The organism is Dyadobacter psychrotolerans (assembly GCF_004349265.1).
Classification (GTDB): domain Bacteria; phylum Bacteroidota; class Bacteroidia; order Cytophagales; family Spirosomataceae; genus Dyadobacter; species Dyadobacter psychrotolerans.
Genome location: NZ_SMFL01000007.1, coordinates 82513 through 105909 on the forward strand (window position 1 = coordinate 82513; position 23397 = coordinate 105909).

At 42.6% G+C, this 23397-nt stretch carries 22 protein-coding genes; 10 read left to right on the forward strand and 12 right to left on the reverse strand.

The window, feature by feature from the left end:
- Positions 1-180: 180 nt before the first annotated feature.
- From E0F88_RS19255 to E0F88_RS19270, 4 genes are read right to left on the reverse strand one after another with little or no spacing between them, the layout of a single operon-like run.
- A complete protein-coding gene (locus E0F88_RS19255; protein ID WP_131959914.1) occupies positions 181-810 on the reverse strand; it encodes a DUF7002 family protein in 630 nt (209 codons plus the stop codon).
- On the reverse strand, positions 810-2447 hold the full coding sequence (locus E0F88_RS19260; protein WP_131959915.1) for an adenylosuccinate synthetase: 1638 nt from the start codon (positions 2445-2447) through the stop codon (positions 810-812). Before E0F88_RS19260 ends, E0F88_RS19255 begins: the two co-directional genes overlap by 1 nt.
- Positions 2429-4051 (reverse strand): ImmA/IrrE family metallo-endopeptidase, encoded by a 1623-nt coding sequence (locus E0F88_RS19265; RefSeq protein ID WP_131959916.1) that lies wholly within the window; start codon positions 4049-4051, stop codon positions 2429-2431. Before E0F88_RS19265 ends, E0F88_RS19260 begins: the two co-directional genes overlap by 19 nt.
- Complete coding sequence (locus E0F88_RS19270; protein ID WP_131959917.1) at positions 4048-4638, reverse strand: hypothetical protein; 591 nt, start codon at positions 4636-4638, stop codon at positions 4048-4050. The genes E0F88_RS19265 and E0F88_RS19270 overlap by 4 nt, the downstream gene beginning before the upstream one ends.
- Positions 4639-4766: 128 nt before the next feature.
- Here E0F88_RS19270 and E0F88_RS19275 point away from each other — a divergent pair, with 128 nt between their 5' ends.
- The 3 genes from E0F88_RS19275 to E0F88_RS33945 are packed head-to-tail and all read left to right on the forward strand — an operon-like array spanning position 4767 to position 7012.
- The gene (locus E0F88_RS19275; RefSeq protein WP_131959918.1) at positions 4767-5450 is read left to right on the forward strand and encodes a multiubiquitin domain-containing protein; all 684 of its coding nucleotides are present in this window, start codon (positions 4767-4769) and stop codon (positions 5448-5450) included.
- A complete protein-coding gene (locus tag E0F88_RS19280) occupies positions 5425-6597 on the forward strand; it encodes a ThiF family adenylyltransferase (protein WP_131959919.1) in 1173 nt (390 codons plus the stop codon). The genes E0F88_RS19275 and E0F88_RS19280 overlap by 26 nt, the downstream gene beginning before the upstream one ends.
- Positions 6581-7012: a ubiquitination-like system serine protease family protein gene (locus E0F88_RS33945; protein WP_220466337.1), complete on the forward strand. Its 432-nt coding sequence runs from the start codon at positions 6581-6583 to the stop codon at positions 7010-7012. Before E0F88_RS19280 ends, E0F88_RS33945 begins: the two co-directional genes overlap by 17 nt.
- Before the next feature lie 181 nt (positions 7013-7193).
- On the opposite strand, the gene mobC is transcribed toward E0F88_RS33945, so the two are convergent.
- The 4 genes from mobC to E0F88_RS19305 form a co-directional block, all read right to left on the reverse strand.
- The gene (gene mobC / locus E0F88_RS19290) at positions 7194-9182 is read right to left on the reverse strand and encodes a conjugal transfer protein MobC (protein ID WP_131959920.1); all 1989 of its coding nucleotides are present in this window, start codon (positions 9180-9182) and stop codon (positions 7194-7196) included.
- 12 nt (positions 9183-9194) lie between these two features.
- On the reverse strand, positions 9195-10499 hold the full coding sequence (locus E0F88_RS19295; protein ID WP_131959921.1) for a relaxase/mobilization nuclease domain-containing protein: 1305 nt from the start codon (positions 10497-10499) through the stop codon (positions 9195-9197).
- Positions 10484-10876 (reverse strand): plasmid mobilization protein, encoded by a 393-nt coding sequence (locus E0F88_RS19300; RefSeq protein WP_131959922.1) that lies wholly within the window; start codon positions 10874-10876, stop codon positions 10484-10486. Before E0F88_RS19300 ends, E0F88_RS19295 begins: the two co-directional genes overlap by 16 nt.
- A 173-nt stretch (positions 10877-11049) precedes the next feature.
- Positions 11050-11976 carry a DUF8464 domain-containing protein gene (locus tag E0F88_RS19305; RefSeq protein ID WP_131959923.1) on the reverse strand — a complete coding sequence of 309 codons (927 nt, stop codon included), beginning with the start codon at positions 11974-11976 and terminating at the stop codon, positions 11050-11052.
- A 228-nt stretch (positions 11977-12204) separates the two neighbouring features.
- Between E0F88_RS19305 and E0F88_RS19310 the strand changes: the two genes are divergently transcribed.
- The 3 genes from E0F88_RS19310 to E0F88_RS19320 all read left to right on the forward strand — a co-directional run bounded on the left by E0F88_RS19310 (position 12205) and on the right by E0F88_RS19320 (position 13911).
- Positions 12205-12492 (forward strand): hypothetical protein, encoded by a 288-nt coding sequence (locus E0F88_RS19310; protein ID WP_131959924.1) that lies wholly within the window; start codon positions 12205-12207, stop codon positions 12490-12492.
- Between the two features lie 2 nt (positions 12493-12494).
- A complete protein-coding gene (locus tag E0F88_RS19315) occupies positions 12495-12845 on the forward strand; it encodes a hypothetical protein (RefSeq protein WP_131959925.1) in 351 nt (116 codons plus the stop codon).
- A gap of 265 nt (positions 12846-13110) precedes the next feature.
- The gene (locus E0F88_RS19320) at positions 13111-13911 is read left to right on the forward strand and encodes a hypothetical protein (RefSeq protein WP_131959926.1); all 801 of its coding nucleotides are present in this window, start codon (positions 13111-13113) and stop codon (positions 13909-13911) included.
- Between the two features lie 225 nt (positions 13912-14136).
- On the opposite strand, the gene E0F88_RS19325 is transcribed toward E0F88_RS19320, so the two are convergent.
- The gene (locus tag E0F88_RS19325; RefSeq protein WP_131959927.1) at positions 14137-14691 is read right to left on the reverse strand and encodes an antirestriction protein ArdA; all 555 of its coding nucleotides are present in this window, start codon (positions 14689-14691) and stop codon (positions 14137-14139) included.
- 375 nt (positions 14692-15066) lie between these two features.
- The gene (locus E0F88_RS19330) at positions 15067-15696 is read right to left on the reverse strand and encodes a TetR/AcrR family transcriptional regulator (RefSeq protein WP_131959928.1); all 630 of its coding nucleotides are present in this window, start codon (positions 15694-15696) and stop codon (positions 15067-15069) included.
- Between the two features lie 180 nt (positions 15697-15876).
- On the opposite strand from E0F88_RS19330, the gene E0F88_RS19335 reads away from it, so the two are divergent.
- The 4 genes from E0F88_RS19335 (at position 15877) to E0F88_RS19350 (ending at position 18750) form a co-directional block, all read left to right on the forward strand.
- On the forward strand, positions 15877-17079 hold the full coding sequence (locus E0F88_RS19335; protein WP_131959929.1) for a hypothetical protein: 1203 nt from the start codon (positions 15877-15879) through the stop codon (positions 17077-17079).
- 11 nt (positions 17080-17090) lie between these two features.
- Positions 17091-17651 (forward strand): Crp/Fnr family transcriptional regulator, encoded by a 561-nt coding sequence (locus E0F88_RS19340; protein WP_131959930.1) that lies wholly within the window; start codon positions 17091-17093, stop codon positions 17649-17651.
- Between the two features lie 170 nt (positions 17652-17821).
- On the forward strand, positions 17822-18277 hold the full coding sequence (locus E0F88_RS19345) for a MauE/DoxX family redox-associated membrane protein (protein WP_131959931.1): 456 nt from the start codon (positions 17822-17824) through the stop codon (positions 18275-18277).
- Positions 18278-18447: 170 nt separating this feature from the next.
- Complete coding sequence (locus E0F88_RS19350; RefSeq protein WP_131959932.1) at positions 18448-18750, forward strand: DUF6520 family protein; 303 nt, start codon at positions 18448-18450, stop codon at positions 18748-18750.
- A gap of 56 nt (positions 18751-18806) precedes the next feature.
- Here the strand turns inward: E0F88_RS19350 and E0F88_RS19355 are convergent, their stop codons facing one another.
- Together E0F88_RS19355 and E0F88_RS19360 are read right to left on the reverse strand one after the other, a co-directional pair.
- Positions 18807-20174 carry a RagB/SusD family nutrient uptake outer membrane protein gene (locus E0F88_RS19355; protein ID WP_131959933.1) on the reverse strand — a complete coding sequence of 456 codons (1368 nt, stop codon included), beginning with the start codon at positions 20172-20174 and terminating at the stop codon, positions 18807-18809.
- An 11-nt stretch (positions 20175-20185) separates the two neighbouring features.
- Positions 20186-23392 carry a SusC/RagA family TonB-linked outer membrane protein gene (locus E0F88_RS19360; protein WP_131959934.1) on the reverse strand — a complete coding sequence of 1069 codons (3207 nt, stop codon included), beginning with the start codon at positions 23390-23392 and terminating at the stop codon, positions 20186-20188.
- Positions 23393-23397 lie beyond the last annotated feature (5 nt).

The window sequence follows — 23397 nt, forward strand, 5'->3', positions numbered from 1 at the left end:
TTGGTTCGGGAGAAGCAATAATAATGGGGGTGGATCTTCCTATGCCTATATCTGTAAAAGTTGATTTGCCAAGCATAGTGCCAACATCTGATAACCCTAAATTTATAAAGCACAAGGTGTAAAGAAAATCAGGACGAACAATTGAGTCCTTGCTATAATAATAATTCAAAAAATGAAATCTTAATTCATCTGATGAAAATCTCCATCGGGCCTAGCACTACTCCAAATAGGGCCAGCAATCTTGCATTCATTTTCAAATGTAACCTCAGCAACATCTCTAACTTGTCTGTCAAATTGATCAGCAACAACAAATGACTCAGCTCCACGAAGCGGAGCTATTCCTCCCAAATAAGAGCTAGGTCTTGTAGCGCCTGAATTTAAACGACAAAACTTTACGTGAGGATTTGCCTCAATAATATCGCTTGTTGAAAACCGAAATATGATTGGGCGTTCTTGCTCATAACGTGTAAAATGTTTCCAGAGGCGGTCCAATGTTGGCCACATGAAAACCCTATCGTTAAGGTGAAATAGGAAGTCGCCAACGCTCCAATTATTAGTCAAACATTTTGCAAGCGCCTTTTCCGAGATCGGTCTTTGGTCTCTGAGGAAAAAAGTGTTCTCCCCTATAACAATAGTTTGGTGCTCTGCTCTACGAGCTCGCTTTACACCTTGTAACGATTCGTCATTTGTCATATCAATTAAAGTATTTGCGCTGAAAAGACTTTTGGTTGACGAAATATTGTCGGCGTTTTGGCTACTTGTAAGATGATACAGGTACGGCCTACTGATGATAAATTTTTGAATATCCATTAGCTCCAATTTCTACGGTCAATTACAGATCGATAGTCAAATGTAGTTCCAATTAATGAGACTCTAACCCCAGAACAACATTCAATTTCTTCAATAAATCTTTGAGTTTCATCAGTCAGATTTTCGTATCTCCGGGAAGATTCATTTGCTATTGAAAAATAATCAGTAAATGTCAATGCAATATCAGTAGGAGAATTAAGCTCACATGCCCTTCGAAAAAGATCCCAACTAAATTCAGCTATCCTACGGTTCTTCTTTGTCGTAGTAGTAATTTCTTTTCGTAAAAGTTCCTCTGCCGATTTCCCTGAACGTTGAGCAATAATATTCATATCAATTTCATTACTTCCAAATGGTCCAGATTCTCCTCCGACTCTTATAGGATATGTACGAGTCACCATGATTATTTTCCTTACCCGCCTGGCGGAAATCCCCGCTTCAGACAAACAACCTGCCACAGAAGTATCTCGGGATGTGACATGGGGGTAAAGACCGTGATGCAAACTCAGTCCGGAACCTTGTGTACCTTCTAAAAGTATTTTTTTATTTTGTTTGTATAAGTTTTCCAACTCCCGTGAAGTGCTACCAATATATGGCAATAATTCTTTAAAATTTTTTGCCTTGTGACTGCTTTCGCCTAGAAGCCGGGATATTATATTTGACGCTGTAGCTGCCCCTACACCTTGCCCTGTAGAACTTATTTTGTCTTTTACTTTAGTTTCAAAATCAATATCTGTTTGTGAGATAATGATTGCATTTTCATCAATTATGAGTCGTTCTTTTTCGATCTCAAACACTCTAATTTCTTCTAAAATTTTTGGCAAGCTAAGAACAGCACCTGGACCAATTAAGATTTTGGCATTTGGTGCTCTGTATGAACCTGATGGTAACAAATGAAAAACGTGGTTATTAGGTTTCTGGAATACCGTGTGCCCGGCATTTGGACCACCAACTCGCATTAGGCAGTCATATTCCGGAGCAATATGAGCTGCTATTTGGCCCTTACCTTCAGATCCAAATTGTCCTCCGATAATAACGTCAACAAGTTCGTTATGTGTTGGTGGCAAAAGCCTCAGAAAGCTGGCTACTCTAATATATACATCCTCGTCATTGCACTTATCAGTATTTATAACCAAATCGGCTTCTGTACCTAAGGTGTATACATTCGCTTCTGTCTTATCCGCTTTGTATCTTAAATACTTCTCGGTCCGCTCATCTGTAGGTAGGTTTTTTATCTCACCGCGTTCAAAAAAGCGTTCTTTTAAAGTTTCGGGATCAGCCTCAAGATGTATATGATGCACGAAATAGCTGTATGCATCCCGAATGTGCTGAACCTGTTCTATAATCCTTGCAGAATCAACAACATATAAATTTTCTGTGGTAAAATCAGCTCGATAAAGATCTTGGAAGTAATCCAAAACCCACCTACCTCCACCTTCCGTATCCTGTCGCTCACCATATTTTTGTAAAAAGGCTCGCTCAGGAGTATCTCCATTTAATTCTTTTTTTGCAAGGTGGTAAAGTCCTTCTCTTGTTTTACAGTGTTTAAAGCCAATTCTGGAGGCAAGTTTTTCAGCAAGCGTACTTTTTCCAGTACACATCTCACCAGAAATAACAAGGATTATTTTTCTGTCTGCCATGTTGACGACTCTTTAAATAGGGTGAGGGTTGATTTTTGATTTGAGTTAAATGGTTTACCCGGAAGTAAATAAATGTTGACTTTAATACCATAGTTCACAAGCTCATCGTGAATCATTCCAATTATTAAATTCCAGTCCCCCTTTGCATTACCCGCGCCAATAGCTGGCATGTGGACAGAAGCTCCTATTTCTTGTGCGGTTTTCCGCAAATCAATTAAGCAGTTTCTGAGATCATTATACTTTAAAGGAATCTCGTAACCATTCGAATGTAATCCTTTTTGGGCCAACATTTGAAATACAAATAGGTCTTTCGATATTTTAACCAAGTTTGAGGTGCCTAGGATAAATTCCTTTTTGTTAGCCTTCCATTCTATTAATTTATCTTTAACTAACGGATAGTTTTTGCTGAGAGAGTAACCAAATCCTCGCCCGAGAGCTCCGCTAGTATTGACAACTTGTGCAATGATTTTAATCCCTTTGCCCCTTGGCTTGGTAGCGTCTCCGAACTCTAACATAACTTTTCCTTCTTCAATCGGATTTGCTTCTTTATTCATTGGTATGATTAAGATACCAACCCGAGGCTTGTTATCTTTCCGATACGGAGAAATACCAACTGCAAAAGCTTGAAAGGATTGTCCCTTAAAAATTTCCCAACTAATTGTTTCCCTAGAAGTCCACCCAGGTGAAATGCATTCATATGCGATTGAGTTTTTTGGTATTTGAAAGCCATTAGGAATCTTTATATAAAACGACTTTGATGATGTGTAGTAATCTAAGACAATTTTTTCATCGGTTTCAAAAATACCAATAATGACGGCACAGGGCTTGTCAATAACCTCAGTATAGCGAATGAAAACCGATTCGAGAGAAGACTTATACTTCGTTGCTAATTGAAGTAAACCTTCTATGGTGGGATCACTATTATTCGCGTCATGCGAGAACATTGCATATGGAAGCTGAATCTCCGCAGCGGCTGCATTGCATAGTTGTTCTAATTGCCTGTTTTCTGATGGATTTTCTTCGCGATTCCTGATAGTTTGTGCACAATCAGAAAAGAGCGTATGTGCAATCTCATGAGAGACTGAAAAATTCGCCCTAGTCTGCTTTTGTAGTGGGTTATATTGAATTTGAAACGTTTCGAAAGTTAACGGGACAATTCGAGCATCAATTACTTGGTCATTTGGGATAATGTCAATATCGAGATATTTTGCTAGCAGAAACGGATCATAAGGTGGCCCATGCCAACCCATCTCGAAGCCTTTCATCACAAGGTTTCTAGCCCTGGATTTAATTTCGTTGAGAGGATCCGTATTCCCAGACTCCCTCATTAAAAGTTTGACAGAAGGATGGGTCCAATATGCGCCCTTCCGTAAATATTGGCTTTCATCGACATTTGATGTGTTAACTACTTTTTGCTTCTCGTTACTTAACTTTTCTTGAATTTCAGCAATCTTAGCCAGTCCTTTTTTGACTATGTCGTCTAATTTATAACCCTCTCCGGTTAAATATTCCTTGGCTCTCTCTGATGTTGAACTATTGTGTTCTATGTTCGACATTATAAGCCTTAGAAAACTGTCTTTGTCGTATTTTATCTCGTTGCTCATAGATCTACTTCAATATCAAATTTTAATGCTACTTTTTCCAACACGCGATTAAGTCGCTTCATGCCCTTGTCAAACTCTCTCTCGGTTATATTTTCACTTTCGATAATTTCTCTTCGCTTATATCCAAGCTCTTTGGCCAAATGAAATAGTCGAAAAGCAACTGGGTCTTCCTGTGTAAGTCTCTGAACTTCTGCCATAATGGATTGATAGTCAAAATTTTCGTCAAACGATGCGGCAATTACCGGTAACAGTGATTCTACGTAAGAAATTGTATCATCACCTTCATGGTCCAATTTCATTCCAAAAATGTCCTTGTACAGAGTGTTTTCCGGTTTCTTCCAATCGTTACTATATAATCGGCGGAGAATATTTAGCTTTAAATAGTTAAACAATGTACCTCTCGACGGATCAAATCTTTCAGGATTCTCCAAAAATGATGTAATCGCCTCATAAACGTAGTCTTCTTCTTGCTTACCTTGAATAGATGTATCGCAATTTTTACCACGAAACCATCTGTGATGCTTCAAAAGTTGATGCGAATAAGCATGCAGCTTCAATAATATGTCTTCCCAATCAATATTCTCCATTTGCAAACACATTTGATACTTGTGGCGAGGATCTACATGAGTATGCTCTTAGAAAAATATTTTTTCCCTTTGGCGGCAAAAAAAATATTCTGGAGAGCATTAACAATTATAACTAAATATTTATAAGAATGAAAGACTTAAAAGAACACATGCCTTCAATGGTAGATTTAGAATTTAAAATCGATCGTCAGCTGTTTCAAACCAACAAGCAGTATTGGACCGGGGCGGAATTGAAAGCTAAGGTGGGGATTCCCGAGTCGACACCGCTTTATCTTTCAATTTCGGCGCCTTACGAAGATGAATTAATTGAGAATGTTAGTCGGGTGAATATGGCCAGACCTGAAATCGAGTATTTTTACGTGAGGAAAAAATTGCAATTCTCGGTAAATGGTAAGCCGTTTATATGGTATAAGCAATTTATTACCGGTACTGAAATTAGGGAGCTGGCAAATATTCCAACTCAAGATGTTTTGTACCTTGACATAAAAGGTGATTGGGAGGATGATCAGATCCTTGATGATGAGATCGTGGATTTAGCGCGGCCGGGAAAAGAAAACTTCTTTTCTAAGGAAGTAATAGCAGAGATCATTCTGATTGTTAATGGGCGGGATCGCGTTTGGATAAACAGAACAATTTCTTTTGACGAAGTTGTCATCTTGAAAGGTGATGGAGCTGACAACGGTAGCAAAGCCTATACAGTGACGTACACAAATGGTCCGAAAGGGAATCCTTCTGGTGAGATGGCAAAAGGAGACACAGTTTTAGTAAAAGATAAAATGAAATTTTATGTTACAGCGACTGATAAATCATAGTCCAGACCTAAAACGTCTCAGAGACGAAGGTTATGAACTTGAGAGGCGTGGTGGATACTTATGTATCCACCAAGTTCCTTACGTTAACTCGGAAGGGAGAATTTTGAGGGGTACTTTGATTGGTGACATTACATTTGCTGGGGAACAAGCAAGTCCACCTTCTTCTCACACTGTTTATTTTATGGGAGAAGTTCCATGTCATAAGAACGGACAGAGAATGGATGAAATTATTAACTATAGCCCTAACCAAGATTTAGGAAACGACTTAATGGGAAACCATTATTTCTCCAGCAAGCCACAATCAGGTAAATATGACGATCATTATCAGAAGTTTACTCGCTACGCGACTCTCTTGTCCGCACCAGCGAAATCAATTGATCCGTCAGCATCAGCATTGACTTTTAAAACTTTTGCCGACGAGGATGATGAAGTCTTCCAATATTTCGATTCAAGTTCCAGTAGAGCTAACATTGCTCGACTGTCAGAAATTTTTGAAAACCAACGAATAGCTATTATAGGTTTAGGAGGCTCAGGGTCATATATCCTTGACTTTGTTGCAAAAACACGTGTTGCTGAAATTCATTTGTTCGATGCAGACGTATTTTCTCAGCACAATGCATTTAGAAGCCCAGGAGCGCCTAGCATTGACGTGCTGCGGCTAGCTCCTTTCAAAGTGGAATACTTTCGAGAAATTTACAGCAATATGCATAAGGGAATAGTCGCGCACAAGGAATTCATTACTGAGCAAAACGTCCAGATGTTGGCTAAATTTAACTATGTTTTCATTTGTGTTGACAAAAATTCAGTTCGGAGTATGATTACCAGAAGCCTAGCTAATCTGAGTGTTGCGTTTATCGACGTTGGATTAGGAATACATATTCAGGATGGGAGGTTGGTCGGAATCATAAGGACGACAGCCAGCGACGGTATCAAGATTGATCACCTAGTGAAACGGATCAACTCCGAGGATGTGGAGGACAATGATTATGCCACGAATATTCAGATTGCAGATATGAATGCAATGAACGCATGCAAAGCTGTTGAAAAATGGAAGAAGATGTGCGGCTTCTATCTTGATGAAGTAGGTGATTTTCATAGCACATATACAATCAGCGCTGGACTTTTAGTAAATGGAGACTTTAAATAACGATTTCGTTCATTCAATCCCGGAGCGAATATTTCCCGGGATTTTATATATCTCTATGGAACGTTCTGTCGCGATCCATTTATGTGCCTGTGGATGTGGCAACGAAGTTGTTACGCCATTGTCACCAGCCGACTGGCAGTTAAAGTACGATGGGGCAGTAATTTCTTTAATCCCTTCCATAGGTAACTGGAACTTCCCATGTCAATCTCACTACTGGATTACTAATAATAAAATAAAATGGGCGGCCAGTTGGAACAAGAATCAGATCGAGGATAGCCGCGATTTCCATTATAACAGGCGGAAGATGTTAGAGCCTGAAAACAAGGATGCGCCGAAAGTTCAAGATGAATCTTTAATTATTGTCAAAAAGAAACGATGGGCTTTTTGGGGAATTTTACGTTTTTTTAAATTGTAACTTAATTTTCTATAAGAATCAACGCCTCTAGGAAGCAACCTTAGAGGCGTTTTTTAATATTATATAGTCATCTTACATTCAAATCCAGTGGTATCTTAGATATACTTCCCGGGGAACTCAAGGCTCAAATAGTGATATGATATCGATGGTTTGTGGATGATTAATCCGATGTGGAATTCAATTACTTCGACAAAATTAAATGCATCATTTCCGGATCATTTAACAGCCTCTCCATCTCAGTCTGAACGATATCCTGTACATCCTGGATGATCTGATGATAATTCCGTTGAACAATCCCGTCATCAATTTTTCGTATCATCGGTATATTCTGATAACCACCCTCTTCCTTTTTTAAAGCAACATGATCGTTTAAAATCTCGCACTGAAAAGCTTTCAGTTCAATCCTTTGGTCCGGATTGTCTGCAACCATTCCGACGAACTGACCGGAACTGAGCGATGAAATCTTGGAAGGGGGAATTGCGGAATCCAGTTGTTTTGAGCGGCTGATTGATGTATCCGTCCTGTTAATGGAAAAACTGGTTCTGTCCTGCATTATCTTTCCGAAACGTTCCGACAGTTGTTTGGCAGTGTCACCGGAGACCTGACCACTGATAATATTACCTGTGATATTCATGATGACGTCTGCTTGTTCTTTACCGTAGTCTTTGCGTAGCTGTGAGAAATCCTGGATTCCAAGGGTAGTGGATACCTTATTGCTTCGTGCTGTGGCGATAAGACTGTCCATGTGATTCAGATAAATAGTAGGGAATTCGTCGAAGATCAGACTGCTTTTTAACTTTCCTTTTTTGTTGACTAGCTTGATGAGCCTTGTGATATAAAGGGAAAGTACAGCCCCATAAGTCAGGAGTTTCTGTGGATTATTACCCATGCAGACGATTTTAGGCTCATCCGGATTGTTGATATCCAAAGTGAAATCGTTACCAGAAAGAACATAATATAAAGAGTGTGATGCAAGACGGGCCATCGAAATCTGTGCGGAGGCAATCTGTCCTTCCAGCTGCTGGGTAGCGTCGTTTATGAATGCGGAGACAAAGGGACTAATCATTGCCTGGATTTCGGGTTCAGTGCGAAGGATCGTGAAAAGTTTATCCTGCTCAATCTGCATGAGCTCTACTACATGGGGCAGTGTACAGAACGCTCCATCCTGGTATTTTCTTAGAAACCAGATGATCGCTGTCAAAAAATTGATGGGTGATTCTACGAAGAAATCACCCTGCCGCTTGATCCATTCGCGGTTGAGTCCCATCAAGATCGTGCGGGCTGCTTCTGCTGCATCAGTAATATCTATAAGTCCTGCCGGATCTAATGGATTACATCGGTGGGTACGGGAGAGATCATCGAAGTTGATCACGTAAAACTGTGGTGGAACTTTGTATTTATCCTTGTTTTTAAGCCAGGTATTGTAAGTGATTTTTGAAAGGTCGTCGTACTTGAAATCATATACAAACATGGAAAAACCTTTCCAGATATGCTGGGTGATCACGTGCCGGATGACAAAGTAGCTTTTACCTGAACCTGGTGAGCCGAGTACGAGAAGGCCACGGAACGGATTGATGAAATTGATCCAGCTTTTTCGGATTTTTCCTTTCAGATTGTATCTGGCAGGAAGGTTGATGGAGTATTCATTGTCAATCAAATGTTCATGCTGCGGGAAGGTTTCATTCTCCTTGTTGAATATATCCTGACCGTTTATTTTTAAACGTATTACTCTGGAAAGCATCGTTCCGCCTGACAAAATGAGCATGAAACCAATGGCACTGACAGCAATATAAATGGTCGAAACAAAGACTGGCTGCGCTGGCAGCGAAAGGATCCAACGGTTAAAAAAGTAGATCGTTACACCAATGAGAATGTAGATCAATGATGTTTTGGTACTCAGTTTTTCCTCCTTCTTTCCCTTGGCACCGAGCAGTGAAATAGCGAGAAAAGCAAGGGCAATTAGTTTGGTTCTGTTAAACGTAGTGAACAAACCGGTTCTGAAAATATTTTCAAGAATACGGTCACTGAATGTGGAAACCAGCTTCCACTGCACAAAGGCGGTGTAGCAAAAATAATAGAAGTGCAGACCTAAAAGGGCAAGGCTAATCAGTCTTGTCATGTCCAGGATCCGGCGTAAAGCCTGATCATTTTCTCCTGTATTTGATGCCATAATGGTAGTAGATTAAAGTGAATGAGATTGTTTTTGCTGTTTTCTTCTGCGGCTTTTTCGTAGTTGCCAGGGCGTTGAATCGGGGGAGAAGGTCGGCTGAAAAAGTATGTCGAGTGAATTATCAGAGCCTAAATTCTTGTCAGACGATTCGAGGAATACCTTTGTTAAAGGGCCATTTTTTTGCGTGTTATCTCCGGAATTATTTGTGTTTGGAGAAGTGATCTGGCGCTGAGTATTTTCGTGTTTCTCAGATTGCTGCTGCTGGTAACCGCAGCGTTCCGACATAGCTTTGGCACTGTACTGTTTTCCCAGATCACTTCCGTTAAAGACACATTTTGTGCGGAAATCCACATAGGTGATTCCGTAGATCTGGCCTTTGTCATTCTGGCGAAGCACCGTTTTGATCCCGTCTTTTTCCAGCGCTTGAATCAGTTTTTCAACATCAATATCTGAACGTTTTAATAGAGCAAAATCAATGGCATTTTTGACGCGCGCTTTGTGTGGTTGCCTGGTCGTTTCATTAAGTTCAAAGCGTTGTTGGATATACGGCAGGGTGGGTTTATTATAAAAATCGCTGGCCCTGATTGGTACTCCGATTTTGTTTCCACGCTCATCCAGAATGCGGTAAGTCAGACCATTTCTTTTGTAAGTACGAGAATCCTCGCTGCCACGATCAGCCGCTACATTGTACTGTCTGAGCACTGCATTCAGCTCGGGTAGTGAAGCATATTTGTAAGTCGGAAGTATTGCGTCAAGCACCGTTGCAATGGCCCGTTTGGTCTGACTCTTGCCATACTGAACCCTCTGTATATTGACAGGTTTGAGCTCATAAACCTTCCTTTGTCTACTATCTTCGGCGCGGACCAGTCCGTGCGCCAATTCAATTTCTTTACGCGCTTTTTCAGAGAGATTCCTGCCGATGTTCTGTGTTTCTATCCTGGTACCATCAGGCCTTATTTTTACGGAAACAATGTGGATGTGGGGATGCGCGGCATCCTGGTGCTGATAGACCAGATAGGGCTGCTGGCCAAATCCGATTTTCTCCATGTAAGTCCTGGCAATATCGCTGAGCTGGTCCTTTGAAAGCTGCTCTGACGGATCAAAATTCAAAGAGATATGCACACTGTTTCGTGTCACATTTTCATTCAGGTTAGCGAGTTTTAAAAGCATATTCAGCCGCTGATTTTCGCTCAGTGAATCGAAGTCAGCAGGGTAGTTGCCAGCAGAAATACACTCGGCAACCCCCTCTGTTACCTTGTTTTCATTGTAGTAAAAACTCCTTCTCAAAGAGTTTCCTGTCTTTATGATTGCAACCATTTTTTCGATGTTTCAGCAATATGGTTTTTAATCTCTTCGATCTGATCCAGGAGCTTTTGCTTATCGGAATCGTACGCTATCAGCCAGTCACGGAACTGTGAAATCTGACTTAGAGAATTGAGTTTTTTGACAGCCTGATTGAAGTTATTTCCGGCAGCGGTCAGCTCATTTCGAAGCTTAATTAGCTCGGTCATCAACTCATCGAGCGACGCATTCCGGTAGTTAACAGTCACTGGTTTGGACAGTAAAACCTTTCGGGCATATTCGCTGAGTTTACGGGCAGTAGTTCTTTTAAACTGGCTATGAACCTTCGCGTATTCGTCGGGGCTTAGTCGGAGGTGAATCCATTTGGTGCGGTTGTTGTTGTCTTCATTCATCACAAAATCATTTTCACGGTTTCAACAATTTTCTATTTTTAGGACTCACCTGCCCACGACTCCGGAGTGACAGGCAGTCGGCAGCCCCGCCGGCGGCGCCAGATAGGTTGTGATACAACCTGACATCTGGCCGGAGTCTGTAAAGCTGGACTCCTCCAGACTTTTGAAAGGCCTTAAAGACTTTCATTAGGATTCAGTCCTCTTTTTAGATTCAAGTATTTTCGGTGCACGGATTCAAATGAAACCAGCCAGTCATTTAAATCTTTATGACGTTGATAAAGACTGCTTTTATCCTGGTATCTATGACCTAGCGACACTGCATACTGGGTTTGGTCCATGCCTGCCTTATCCCGGTCCAGATAGAGGTTGATCTTCTCGTGGGTTTCGAGAACCGAGCGGGCTTTTTCGAATAAGGAAATAGAATTTAAAACAAGAATGCTTTGCTGCAACTTTCCTGAATTATTGTAAAGAGCCTGGTAAGAAAGCATGTCAAAGAAACCTTCAAAAACATGGATGTCTTTGGAGCCTTTGTCGATCAGGGTGAAGTCTTTGGGTGAGCTGGATAATTTTACAAAAGCATTACGCAGTTCGTAGCCACCGGATTTGTTTCCAAAACCGATGGCATAATAATGTTTTCCTCCCAAGTCATAAACGACTTCTTTGCAATGTATGCTTGCAATTTTTGATGGAATTTTTCTCTCTGACAGATACTGAAATAACGGAGTTGAAAACAGTGGTTTGACATCCAGGATCTGGATCTTATTTTCCTGCTCCGTGTGTGGTTGGGCGGGATAGTGGTGAACCGGCTGATCAAGAGCAAGAGCACTGCCAAGCTTTTGAAGTAATTCACCGACTGAGCAGTTGTAATACAGAATACCAAAATCAACCAGGTTTCCGCCTTTTCCAGGACCGTGATCAAACCATTTGTTTAGTCTGCGATTTACTTTGAAGGAAGCAGTCCGCTCATTTCGCAGTGGTGAGCTGTACCAATAATCGTGGCCCCTGATTGTTGACGGCTGAAAACCCAGCTCATACAGGAAGCTGACCATGTCCGTTTCCTTAAAATTTTCCAATGGGCTTTTTTCGTTTCTGAAATCCATACCTCGCACATTTTCCTTTTCCACAATTCAGATATCGAGGTCAAGTTAACTAAGTTGAACCGCCCAAACCTATCCTGAAAGTATTTTCGGCAGGATACATGGCAATTGTATTAGTATTTGGCACTGAGCATTTCCAGTAAATCCAGACTGGATTTTCGTTAGGATAAAGTGATACGGATAAAATAATTTTGTCTCAGTTCAATGATGTAAAAATCTAAACTTTGAAAAATGGAAACGACGATTGAAATGAGCAGAATGTATGAAACACTTCTGGCTGCTCCGGGGATGAATCAAAGTGTAAAGATTTCGCTGACAATATCCAGAAAGACAGCGCTGTTGTTAAGCCAATTGATTGAAAATGGCATCGTGCAAAAAGACAAGCCAGATCAACCCGGAATTATAGCAGCACTTCCAAAGGAATGTTTTCAGGAAATAGAAGTAATCAGCATGGAGCTTCTAAGAAAAGCAGATATGACCGAGCTAAATGAAAAACTTCAAGAAATCGCACAAAGCTAGCTATGGAAAACAACGTGATGTCATGGAACCAAGGACTGAGAGCGGGGCACAATCCTTCGGAGTATCCCTTTATTGCCACATTGGTGCAGACCGGTCAGTTTGAAGCCAAGCTTGATTTTAAGATCTGGGCCAAAAAGACCATGGGGATTTGCTGCTATTTTACAGAGAAGAGATATGGAAGGAAATTTCAACTGACTGTTTACCGGAGGAAAATAGATGAAAGGTATATGATTGATGGTAGCGAAATTGATTTCGCTACATGTGAGACTGAAATGTATTACATCCTTTCGGTAATCGATGCTAGAGGGAAAATATCGTTTGCGAATGCTTGGGAGCAGGCTATGTTAATTTAGAAGCAATTGGACGTGTTACAATCAAGGTAATGTGTGCTTAAAGAAACAGCAGGAGTATTCTTACATTGACTTACTGGATATGATATTGTTAGTTATTTCAAAGTCGACGGTTTTGATAACGGTAATTCTCTCGTTTCTATCTGTCAATGAACAAATTACAAGCATGGAAATCAGTAACGTTAGCCTTTACGTCTTCTTGTAAGCGCCTGGGAACTGAAAAAAGCCTATAATCTGTTACCTAGGCGATTAAATTGATGATTGCGTTATGACAAAAAAGCGTTCAGCCCCTAATAAGACTGCTGCAAAAATAAGAGCAAGTAGACCTGATATATCAGACTTTCTTTTTCACTTTACAAAGAATTCGAATGGCCTAACGACACTGGAAAAAATAATAGAGGATCGGAAATTGCTTGATTTCAGTGGTAAGCATCGCATTTGTTTCAGCGAGGCTCCCCTTCTTCTTTTGGATGGGATGTTCAAAATTTTTGACGCATATCCCGATCCGATGTATTCTCGATACGGAATTGCTGTTAACAAGCAGTATATGTACAAAATGGGTGCGCGGCCAGTGTTTTATAGTACAGAAGAGGATTACGATAAGTTACCTGATGAATTAAAATGGATCTTTGAAGAGTTAACAGAGGAGAGTGATTTTAGTTGGCTAAGAGAGTGGAGATTGCCTAATAACTCTTTTGACCTTGATCCAGACCATTGTTTTATAGTTACTAACACCACGGATGAGTTGAAAGCATTGGCTGGAGACTGGAATAGTGAGGATGATATCCAATATTGGGGTGAAAATGAAGATGGTCGGATTGTCGGGGAAGCGTTTGCAATTGTAAAAAGAGATTTCAAAGGAGTTTCGTTTGAGCAAATTAGAGAACTAAATAGCATTTCGGGTGACGCGCTGCAGGATGCACTAAATAACCAACATATAGGTGAGGAAATAGGATTCTGGAGCTTAGGAGGATTTGCTCATCCACCTCTTGAACCTATTTCTCTGTCACGTGCTGCGCTTGAAAACATAAAAAGAATGATTGGATCATCATTTGATAGATCAGCTTGATGGCTATCGTACACAACGAGTTTGATTGAAAATGATCACAGAATGCATTTGACTATCAATTTTATGGAAGGAACTAATTCAATGTAAAGTACAACATCGCTTTTAACAATATCACTTTTCAAAAAACGTAGAGAATTACCTACCGGTGAAGGCGAGTATGTTTTGCCGCCGGTAGGTGCAACTACAAGTTATCAAGGAGCAAAAAAAGGGCCGAAGCCCTTTCTTTTAATAATCTGCAAATACATGCCCTTCAATCTGCGTGTATCCATCCATAAACAGATCTTTTGCGAAAGCTTCATAATCAAAGTATCTTTCAATAGTTGGTGAGACGTCTGTGAGCAGTCCTGTGTCTTCTACGTATTGGTAAGCATATTCAATTTGAGGATCTTTCATAGGGCCTCCGTAATATCCATGATAGCAGTCATTGAATTCTTCAAGTAGCTCTTGGAAATATTTATCCTTATCAGGCCAGCTTGCTATGTCCTTACAATAGATTTCAAGTGCCCTTGCTCTGTCTTCATCCATTCCGGTGACTTCTTCCAGATATTCGAAAGTATATTCATTCAGACTGCTTTCTGAAATCAGAAAGTCCGGAATGTATTCCCAGTCCTGAAACATTAGCTCTGGGTCTTTTTCGTCCTGATGTAATTCTAAACAAGCTTGATAAAAATCTTTCAGATCAATGTAATCTGAGAGATCCATCCATTTTCCGAAGAGCGATCCATCATTGTACTTAGCGTAAGTACCAACATAAATGCGAAATTCAACTGAGGTTTTCATGAGTGAAAAACATTTAAGGAAACAGGGCCCCGGCTTCGTGCCAAAGGCAATCGCTGCTTTCCCACGAAGAAAAAATGACGGGTTTACCCCTTGGGTGCAGGCCCATCCGGCGGTTTAAGGCGGGGCGCTAAAAGCGGTGGTAAATAGCCGGATGACGAAGTGCAGGCTTGCAACCGTCATTTTTAGCTTCGTAACTTTCGGTTGACTGACTGGCAAACGTGCGGCTGGCGTCTTAAAAGCATGGATAGAGTCAAACGTGCTACTAACGGATAGTAAGTTTTATCAGTGGCAAAAAAATCCCTTGTGACCATAAACGATCACAAGGGCAGACTGTCGGGCTATATTTCGTATTTGAGTTTATAATATTACCAGCTTTCAGCTGGAAGCCTTTTCGTAGGCCCAGTCGATTATCTGTTTGAGCGTTCTGTGCAGCTCTTTCATGTCGCTTTCTTTGCTGATGTCAATTCCACAGAAGGTACTCCCGTTTACCATTGCATGAAGGACAAAATAGTAAATGCCAGCAATTTGTAATGCTAATAACGCACGGAAGTTTACTTTGGAGCCCCTGAAATACGGGTCTGTCAGGCCCAACATTTCTTCTCCAAGCCTTTCGCGGGCATCGGATATACCCCGTGAAATTTCATTCTTCTCGCAGATCTCCCAGCGTATCACCTGCTGCATTTCTGAATTGGAATAAAAATAATCAAGTTGTTTTTCCAGAACATTTTTTGCCAGGTTTCTACCGGAATCCTGCTGGTTTTCTTCCAGAATATTATCAAGGTTTTTATGATAAAAGCTCCAGTAATCCTGTTTTAATATGTACTCTCTGAAAAGCTTCTGAACGCTTCCGAAATAGCGGTATATCAGGTTCTTCTGGACGCCTGCCTGCCGGGCGACTTTGTTAAGCTTAATTCCAGCATAACCATTGGTGCGAAACACTTCGCCTGCTGCTGAAATAAGCCGTTGCTCTGTCTGTTTTCTGTTTCTTCTGATTATATCTTCCATGGTTGTGAAGAGTTAAATGGTGTCAGATGATTGTAATCAGCACTATGACAGTCTGTTAAGCTAATTTAATAAAAAAATTATTATGTAGCCGATATTCTACTTAATGTGCAATAAGTTTATCGTCAAATTGACACTTAATTAAGAAAAGTGGCAGATTTGGCAACTTTAATCAACAATCACATGCAACACCCATATTCTCTTGAATGGTATGATTTGCTGGTTTGTATCACATTAAATCCGGCAAAAACCGATGTAACAGCTATTACGGAGGCTCAGGCTGACTCCATCCTGAAAAGGGCGGATGAAGAAAAAGAGAAAATTAAGGTTCAGCTTAAAAGAGAGGTATACGCACTCAGGAATCACACGCAGATAAAGCTGCTTGTCCGGCGCTACCATTCTGATCTGATCATCCTGCTTGATCAGGCCTGTGAGAACAATAATCAGATTCCGGCTGGCGCGCAGGAGCTTAAAGTTCTATCGGGTGTTATTCAGGAGCAACTTGATGAACTGCTATCCTTTATTGAAGGAAGATATCTGAAATTTCTTGGACTTGATGAGTGGATTCCGACCACCTACCTGCACATGACCAGAGAGGAATTGAAAATCAGGGTGGATCAACTTAAAGCGAAAATTGGACGAAAGATCAGTGATAAAAAGCTTATTGACATTGTATTTGATACACTCTATAAGTTTACAAGTGAAGAAAAGGGCCGCCGGGTCACTTTTCGGGAAGTCGTGTATAAAAAAGAACTTGTCAGAGGACTTGAAGAAATTGCATCCTACAAGGGTGAAAAAGCGCTTTATAATGCGATCATTGAGCTGCTGATTTACAGGAATTTCAATAAAAAGGCCTATCTGAATTACTATACAGAAAAGATAGCAGGCAGGATCAACTCCTTCGTATCGGTTACGGATAAATTGGACCAACTACTTCTTGCTTATAAGGAGTTCAACCAAATGCATCTTAAACCGGGCGTGAGGTTAAATCCAAATTACAAAGGCGTCAAAAATGTAGTTGGAAACTGGTTTGCACAGGAGATTAATTATCTGGAAAAGAAATTTCAGTGGGATGTCAGTCCGCTTGAAGTCAAAAAGCTACCTGAAAGAACAAAACCGGCTGATCTGAAAATTAGGCTATCACTGAATTCGGACCAGATTGCTATCCTGCTGAGAGCATTTGTATACACCGGTATTTTGGAGCGCGGCTCTGTTCACGCTGTTTTTAAGGCCCTTATTCCATTATTGTCATCTACCGAAAGAGACGACCTTTCCTGGGATAGTGTTCGTAAAAGATCTTATGCTACGGAGGATAAGGATAAAAAAGCGGTGATTGTCATGATGGAAAAGACCATAGCAGCCATAAAGAAAATTGATATGATATAACTTTCCAACCCATGAATACAGAAAATTTGATCTCATATCTTTCCTCACTTCATTCTATTTCGGATGATTTTCAACAGTTTCTTGCAAAGCAGACACAGGAGTACAGCTTTAAGAAAGGTCAGCCTTTGAAGGATACCCTGCGTAGTTCGAGTGTATGGTATGTGGAAAAAGGGATGTTGAAAGCATCTTATTTTGATCAGGATGGCAAAGAGCGGGTAACACGTTTTTGGCATGAGGATGAAATAATTCTCATCGAATCAAATGCATATAAAGGTATTCCGTCGGCAGATTATCTGATCATGCTGGAGAATACAACCCTTTTGTTATTGCCTGATAATAACATTGGATATGCGCTCAGGCATTTCAGAGAAGCACAAACGCTCAAAAGTATCATTTTCCAAATGGACCGGGATAAATCAGAAGTCTTAGCCCATCTTTTACATCTCCCACTAAACCAGGCTTATGAGAAGTTTGAAACAATTTTTCCGGTAAACCGTATTCCGGTGCAGGATGTTGCGCACTATCTGGGCACTTCTCCCAAACGGATAAGCGAAATCCGCGGCAGGAAATAGATCGTACTAACAAAAAAACGTAATTCTCAAATAGCATAGAGAGACAAAATTTGCCCCGTTTTCAGTCTATGTTACCGGCGGGAGCAGCGGTAGCTTTATATCGTAATTACAACCGGAAGACAAATGCCGGTTGAATAAATGCGAGATTAAATCATAACGAACGTCAGGCAATGAAATCAATTTCAAATCACGGGCTGGTTTCCCAACGAAAGTTCAAAGCAGTTTTTTTGCGTTCCGCAACCGCTGTGCTTGCTTTGCTATTTTTCTACGCGGCCATCAGCAAACTGCTGAATATGGAAGAGTTTGGCAAACAGTTGGCCAATCAGAATATTCCGGAGTGGTCAGTATTGCCGTTATTGTGGCTCATTCCCTATGGCGAACTTGTGATAACCTTTCTTCTGATTTTTGAGCGCACCCGATGGATGGGCCTTTATGGTTCTGCGTTCTTTATGCTACTTTTTACCGGTTACATAGGTTTGGTTCTTTTGAATGTATTTGACAGAATTCCTTGTAATTGTGCGGGAATCGCAAGATCAATGAGCTTTTTGACGCATTTCTTTTTTAATCTCTTTTTTCTGATCATTTCCATTCTGGCTGTCAGATTGCACACTTCTAAGATGCAATGACACATTCCAAAAAATATTAGCCATCTATATGCCCGGACGGGATGTCTGCCATATGGATGCCAGGGGGTGACCATGCTGATCTGAGTATTTGCTCGATCAAGCACGGCCTGCTGAAAACCTGAAAACAGAGTAAGCAGTAATTTATCCTTTTCACCTTTAAATTTGAAATCATGAAAAAGTTAAAGATTGATTACTTATTGGCTGCCGCATTAATGCTGGGCGGAGGTATGGCCGTTGCAACGCAAAGTCCAAAACAACCCGGGAATGCGCTGATCACCCAGTGGCAACGCGTAGCGCAGGATGCACAGGATGAGGGGCAATGGCAGCCTCTGACATCGGCGGAATGTGAGGCTTCGGATAAACTTTGTAAAGCCAGCTTTGCTGATGGTTATGACCCAAGGGAGCATACTGAAGCTGAAAATGAAAGCGCTGCTATTCCGGCTACTGTTGAAACGGGATTTGTTCCGCAATAATTTTTTGAACAATCGATAAATTCCAGACAGGCCATGGCTTGTCTGGAATTTTCTGTTTACCTCGGATTCTGTTCAATACCACTGCTCCGGATCTCATCATCGGGAATCGGGAAAACATAGCGGCTATCGTTTGCAGGCAGAGTCAACTCTGATGCGGCAAAGGTTCGTTTTATGGTAATGGCATGTTCTGGTTCTTTATTGAGTCTTCGCAGATCAGACCAGCGCAGACCGCGCGCGAAAAGTTCTTTTCTTCTTTCGAGCAAAACCAGATCCAGGATGCTCTCTGCCGTGGCATTGGCAGCTACAAGTTTTCCGGTTTTAAACCGTTTGGCCAGAACTGTATTCAGGTCCGCAAGGGCCAGGTCGGTTTTATTCTGCCGGGCGTAGCCTTCGGCTCTGATCAAGTATACTTCACTGGTGGTCAGCCCGCCGAACAGCGTGACAGCGTTTACATAACTTCCTTTATATCCAAACAGCCCATTGGCCCTGGCAACAAAAAAGCAGCTTCTTCGAAGATCATCTGCGTGATAGGTTTTAAACAAAACCGAGTCCACACCGGAGAGCGCTGAATTGACAATGGTGGAATAGGACTGCAGCGTACTGTAAAAGATGATCTCAGCATTTTCACCCGAAAAGGGAGCCGGCAGGGGCCGTGCAGCCGATGGGGTGAGCGTGTTGTAATCTAGCATCTTGCTGTGAAGCTCCAAACACCGTGATGCCATTTCTGTCGCCTTGTCATACTGGCGCATACTCAGATAAATTCTAGCCAGAAGTGCCGTGACAGCGGGCTGTGACGGCCGGTTGATATAACTTACCTGTGCCGGCAGCTTTTTCTCAGCATCAATCAGATCGCCGATAATGCGCTCATAGGTCTGCTGCAAAGTGCCCCGGCCTACGGTTTCATTGACATCCATGGAAAGCCTGACAGGTATTCCCGGCAGCGCGGATGCGGTGGGCTGATCATAGGGAGCTGCAAATACCTGGGCCAGGTTAAAGAGCGCATTGGCGCGGTAGAAAAGCGCACTGGCCTGTAACTGGTCCCAGTCTTTCTCATTAGACGCATCCCGGCTGATTTTGCTTAGCCCTTCCAGAACGATGTTGGCGTTAAAGATCTGTTTGTAGGGATACTCCCAGTCGCGGACGCCATTTCCTTCAAAGATGTCCTTGGCCCAGGTGTAGCTGTTGCGGTCCAGAAAGGGAATGTTTGCCAGGTTTGATTCCGGGTGATAAAATTCATCTGTGGCCAGCACCTGGATTCCCGGCGCGGTATTCATCGAGTTGGAGACACCGTCGAGCAGTGCCTGCAGATGCACCATACTTGTGGGTACAACCAATGACTTACTGGGTTTTTTGTCAAGATAATCGGCGGTGCAACCAGACAAGCAAACAGCTGCAATCAAAAAGTATATTATTTTCTTTTTCATAGATTAATCTGTTAGAAGTCCACTTTTATGCCCGCCGCCAAACTACGTGCAGCGGGTGGTGAGGTTAAATAATCCGGGTCCAGACCCGAGCGGGTCCTTTTGTAAATAATCCCGATGTTATTCGCATACAGATAAAACTGCGCTGCCTGTACAGGGAGCCAGCCCGAAGTGTTTTTGCTAAGGGAATAACTCAGGTTGATATCCTGCAAACGGATGTGATCACCCTTCTGAACCAGCACAGAGGAATAGGTGTAGAACTCATTTCGTGCCGAGTTGTTCACCAGCGGCATGGAAGGAACGTGGGTAAGGTTTTCGTCCCCCGGATTCTGCCAGCGGAAATTGTAGTCGGCATGACCGCCCTCGCCCCTGAGGATCTCTGCGTAATTAACCGATGGGGTTCTGATGTAATAGCCTAACCGGTAGCTGATGTTGGCAGATAAAGACAGGCCTTTGTAGGTAAAAGTATTGCGGATAGCCCCGAAAACAAGCGGACGCAGCGTTCCGTTGTATTGAAGCTGGTCCAGGGTGGTGGAAGATTTTATGGCCAGATAATCCTTGCTCACTTCTCCGTTCAAAAGGCCCTGCGGGTCACCGGTGGCAGGATCGAGCCCTGCCCAAGGGTAGCTGTAAACAGCATACAGGGGCTTACCTTCGGTGGGTATCACCGATGCGGTGGTCAGATAAGAACCGGCAACCGAGGTGGGTTTGGCCAGATACCGGGTCACCTTGTCTTTTGCATAGCTTAAAATAAAAGTGGTTTGCCAGCCCAGGGTTCTTCGAAGGTTTTGGCTGGTCAGGTTCATCTCGAACCCGTTTCCTTTGGTATTGGCTGTATTGCCCCGGAAGGTGGTGATGCCTGTCTGCGGCGCGAAAGGTGTATCGCCGATAAGGTCCATCCCTTTTTTTAGATAGTATTCCATTGCCCCTGATATACGGTTATTCTTCGTTTTGAAATCCAGACCAAAGTTTACGATTCTGGTTCTTTCCCAGCGCAGCTGCGGGTTAGGTGGGTTGGCAACCACAGCATACGGAAGACCTGTCAGCGTGGATGCACCAAAGAAGGTGGCGGTGGTATAGGCTGAAAGCGATTTGTCAATGTTTCCGTTGTAGCCATAGGTCGTTCTCAGGTTCAGGTAAGAAAGCCAGTTCAGACTATAAAATTTTTCGCTTGAAAGTTTCCAGGCAAATCCTGCCGAGTACAGTGGCACACCTTTCTGATTTGTTTTCACACCAAAAAGATTGGACTGGTCAAGCCTGGCGCTGGCCGAGACAGTATACTTTCCGCTGTGGGTGTATGCCGCATTCCCGTAATAGGAAATGTATCGGTCGGTCAGATCTGTCACCGAAGCATAAGAAGGGATCTGGTTATAGGCAGAGGACGGGTTTACATAGGATTTAAAATAGGAAAGATAATCAACCACACTGCTGGTTGCCATTTCATTGTCAAATCCGTAGTAAACCGTTGAATATCCCTGGGTATTCATTCCCCGGATCTCTGCTCCAACCAGTGCAGTCAGATTGCCGGCCTTACTCCAATCCTTGTTGTAATTCAGTTGCGTACGAAGCGAGTGGCCGGCCGAAGAGACCTGATTGATATCCAGAATATCGCCTACGGGGACAGGTCTTGTCAGTGTGCCATCGGTATTTACGATGGTAAACCGGTTGATCATATCGCGGGTGTACCAGCTGTCGTTGCTTTGCCTGTTACGCGTTAGATTTGAGCTGCCCGAATACTGGTAAAGCGCCTGCAACGTGATGCTCTGGCCGATCCGGTAGGCAGCATTCAGATTCATCCGGTAATCGTTCAGCCGGGTCGTGTTGTCATTGGCGTTAATTTCATTTCGCGGATTGTAGGTCCAGTCCAGAAGGCCCTGCTGCGAAGCGGTGTTGATAAAACTGCCACGGTAGGTATGCGTCACGGCCACAGGATTTCCAGCATCGTCTGCAAGACGCGTGTAAGGTGGGAGCGGTTTGCCATTGGATATATTCATCTCGGCAGCTGAAACCGCGTTGCTGGTATTTTTAGAAGAGGTGTAATAGAGCGCGGTGGTGATTTCCAGTTTCTGTTTGAGCAAGGAGAAAGTATTGTTGATATTTACCGTCGCCCTGTTAAAGGAATTACCAAGTTGTGCGGCCAGATTTTTATCATAGCCCGCCGATACAAAATATTTGCTGGCAGCACTTCCTCCACGGATGTTGACTGCATACTGCTGGTTCAGACTGGTTCGGTACAAATACTTTTCGATATCTTTTCGCACATCGTTTTTTCGAAGCGCCTCGATCTGAGCATTGGCCTGTGCAGCTGTGATTTTGCCGTCTCTTTCAGCGGTCAGCAGCTCTACTACCGGAGTTAATGCTGTTTTAACATCATCGTTTTCAAAGGTGTTATAGTAGCCTCTCCCAAAAAGCATTTTCTCAATATCAATATAATCTGAGCTACCTATCCGGGGCAGGTAGAACTGATCAGGCTTCTGGGCGGCGGTCACGTTGGCATTAAAAGATACCTGAACAGGCTGGTTGAATTTCCCTTTCTTGGTGGTAATGACGATCACCCCATTCGAAGACTGCGCACCCCAGATCGAAGCTGCCGCCGCATCTTTTAAGATCGTCATGCTCTCTACGTCATTGGGATTGATCGAAGCCAGATCACCCGTATATGGAAAATTGTCAAGGACGATCAAAGGATCTTCCCTACCGAATAGCGTGCTTTGCCCGCGGATACTGATGGCGCTCTGCGCGCCGGAGCGCTGTGCACCACTCCGGTTGAAGACCAGACCAGGCACGTTATCTTCCAGCCGGCTGATAATATCGGGGCTGATCCGCCGGTTAAGAAGCTGATTGTCGACCTGCACAAAGGAGCCGGTTGCCCGCTCCCGGGGAAGCTGCTGATATCCGCTGGAAATGATCACTTCTCCGAGCTGATTGGGATCAGCCTCCAGCTCGACCAGAAGCGGGGAAGAACCGGTTGCCACAATTTCCTTTTTGTTGTATCCGATAAAAGAAACAATCAGTGCAGGGTCGGATGCCGGTATGACGATACGGAAATGACCAGACGAGTCGGTGGAAACGCCTTGCAGACTTGCTTTGTGAACAATAGATGCACCAGCGAGCGGAGATTTATCCTCCAAGGATAATACTCTGCCTCTTACCGTCAGCTGCTGGGCAAAGCAGGCCGTGGAAAGCAAAGTGTACAGGACAAGATTTAAAACTTTTTTCATAGGAG

What these genes read in the sequence shown, in the direction of transcription:
- E0F88_RS19315 (WP_131959925.1), top strand. Translation starts at nt 12,495, where the DNA reads ATGGAAAACAACGTGATGTCATGGAACCAAGGACTGAGAGCGGGGCAC.
- E0F88_RS19270 (WP_131959917.1), bottom strand. Translation starts at nt 4,638, where the DNA reads ATGGAGAATATTGATTGGGAAGACATATTATTGAAGCTGCATGCTTAT.
- E0F88_RS19350 (WP_131959932.1), top strand. Translation starts at nt 18,448, where the DNA reads ATGAAAAAGTTAAAGATTGATTACTTATTGGCTGCCGCATTAATGCTG.
- E0F88_RS19300 (WP_131959922.1), bottom strand. Translation starts at nt 10,876, where the DNA reads ATGAATGAAGACAACAACAACCGCACCAAATGGATTCACCTCCGACTA.
- E0F88_RS19325 (WP_131959927.1), bottom strand. Translation starts at nt 14,691, where the DNA reads ATGAAAACCTCAGTTGAATTTCGCATTTATGTTGGTACTTACGCTAAG.
- E0F88_RS19360 (WP_131959934.1), bottom strand. Translation starts at nt 23,392, where the DNA reads ATGAAAAAAGTTTTAAATCTTGTCCTGTACACTTTGCTTTCCACGGCC.
- E0F88_RS19320 (WP_131959926.1), top strand. Translation starts at nt 13,111, where the DNA reads ATGACAAAAAAGCGTTCAGCCCCTAATAAGACTGCTGCAAAAATAAGA.
- E0F88_RS19260 (WP_131959915.1), bottom strand. Translation starts at nt 2,447, where the DNA reads ATGGCAGACAGAAAAATAATCCTTGTTATTTCTGGTGAGATGTGTACT.
- E0F88_RS19255 (WP_131959914.1), bottom strand. Translation starts at nt 810, where the DNA reads ATGGATATTCAAAAATTTATCATCAGTAGGCCGTACCTGTATCATCTT.
- E0F88_RS19295 (WP_131959921.1), bottom strand. Translation starts at nt 10,499, where the DNA reads ATGGTTGCAATCATAAAGACAGGAAACTCTTTGAGAAGGAGTTTTTAC.
- E0F88_RS19340 (WP_131959930.1), top strand. Translation starts at nt 17,091, where the DNA reads ATGAATACAGAAAATTTGATCTCATATCTTTCCTCACTTCATTCTATT.
- E0F88_RS19280 (WP_131959919.1), top strand. Translation starts at nt 5,425, where the DNA reads ATGTTACAGCGACTGATAAATCATAGTCCAGACCTAAAACGTCTCAGA.
- E0F88_RS19265 (WP_131959916.1), bottom strand. Translation starts at nt 4,051, where the DNA reads ATGAGCAACGAGATAAAATACGACAAAGACAGTTTTCTAAGGCTTATA.
- E0F88_RS19275 (WP_131959918.1), top strand. Translation starts at nt 4,767, where the DNA reads ATGAAAGACTTAAAAGAACACATGCCTTCAATGGTAGATTTAGAATTT.
- E0F88_RS19335 (WP_131959929.1), top strand. Translation starts at nt 15,877, where the DNA reads ATGCAACACCCATATTCTCTTGAATGGTATGATTTGCTGGTTTGTATC.
- mobC (WP_131959920.1), bottom strand. Translation starts at nt 9,182, where the DNA reads ATGGCATCAAATACAGGAGAAAATGATCAGGCTTTACGCCGGATCCTG.
- E0F88_RS33945 (WP_220466337.1), top strand. Translation starts at nt 6,581, where the DNA reads ATGGAGACTTTAAATAACGATTTCGTTCATTCAATCCCGGAGCGAATA.
- E0F88_RS19330 (WP_131959928.1), bottom strand. Translation starts at nt 15,696, where the DNA reads ATGGAAGATATAATCAGAAGAAACAGAAAACAGACAGAGCAACGGCTT.
- E0F88_RS19345 (WP_131959931.1), top strand. Translation starts at nt 17,822, where the DNA reads ATGAAATCAATTTCAAATCACGGGCTGGTTTCCCAACGAAAGTTCAAA.
- E0F88_RS19310 (WP_131959924.1), top strand. Translation starts at nt 12,205, where the DNA reads ATGGAAACGACGATTGAAATGAGCAGAATGTATGAAACACTTCTGGCT.
- E0F88_RS19305 (WP_131959923.1), bottom strand. Translation starts at nt 11,976, where the DNA reads ATGGATTTCAGAAACGAAAAAAGCCCATTGGAAAATTTTAAGGAAACG.
- E0F88_RS19355 (WP_131959933.1), bottom strand. Translation starts at nt 20,174, where the DNA reads ATGAAAAAGAAAATAATATACTTTTTGATTGCAGCTGTTTGCTTGTCT.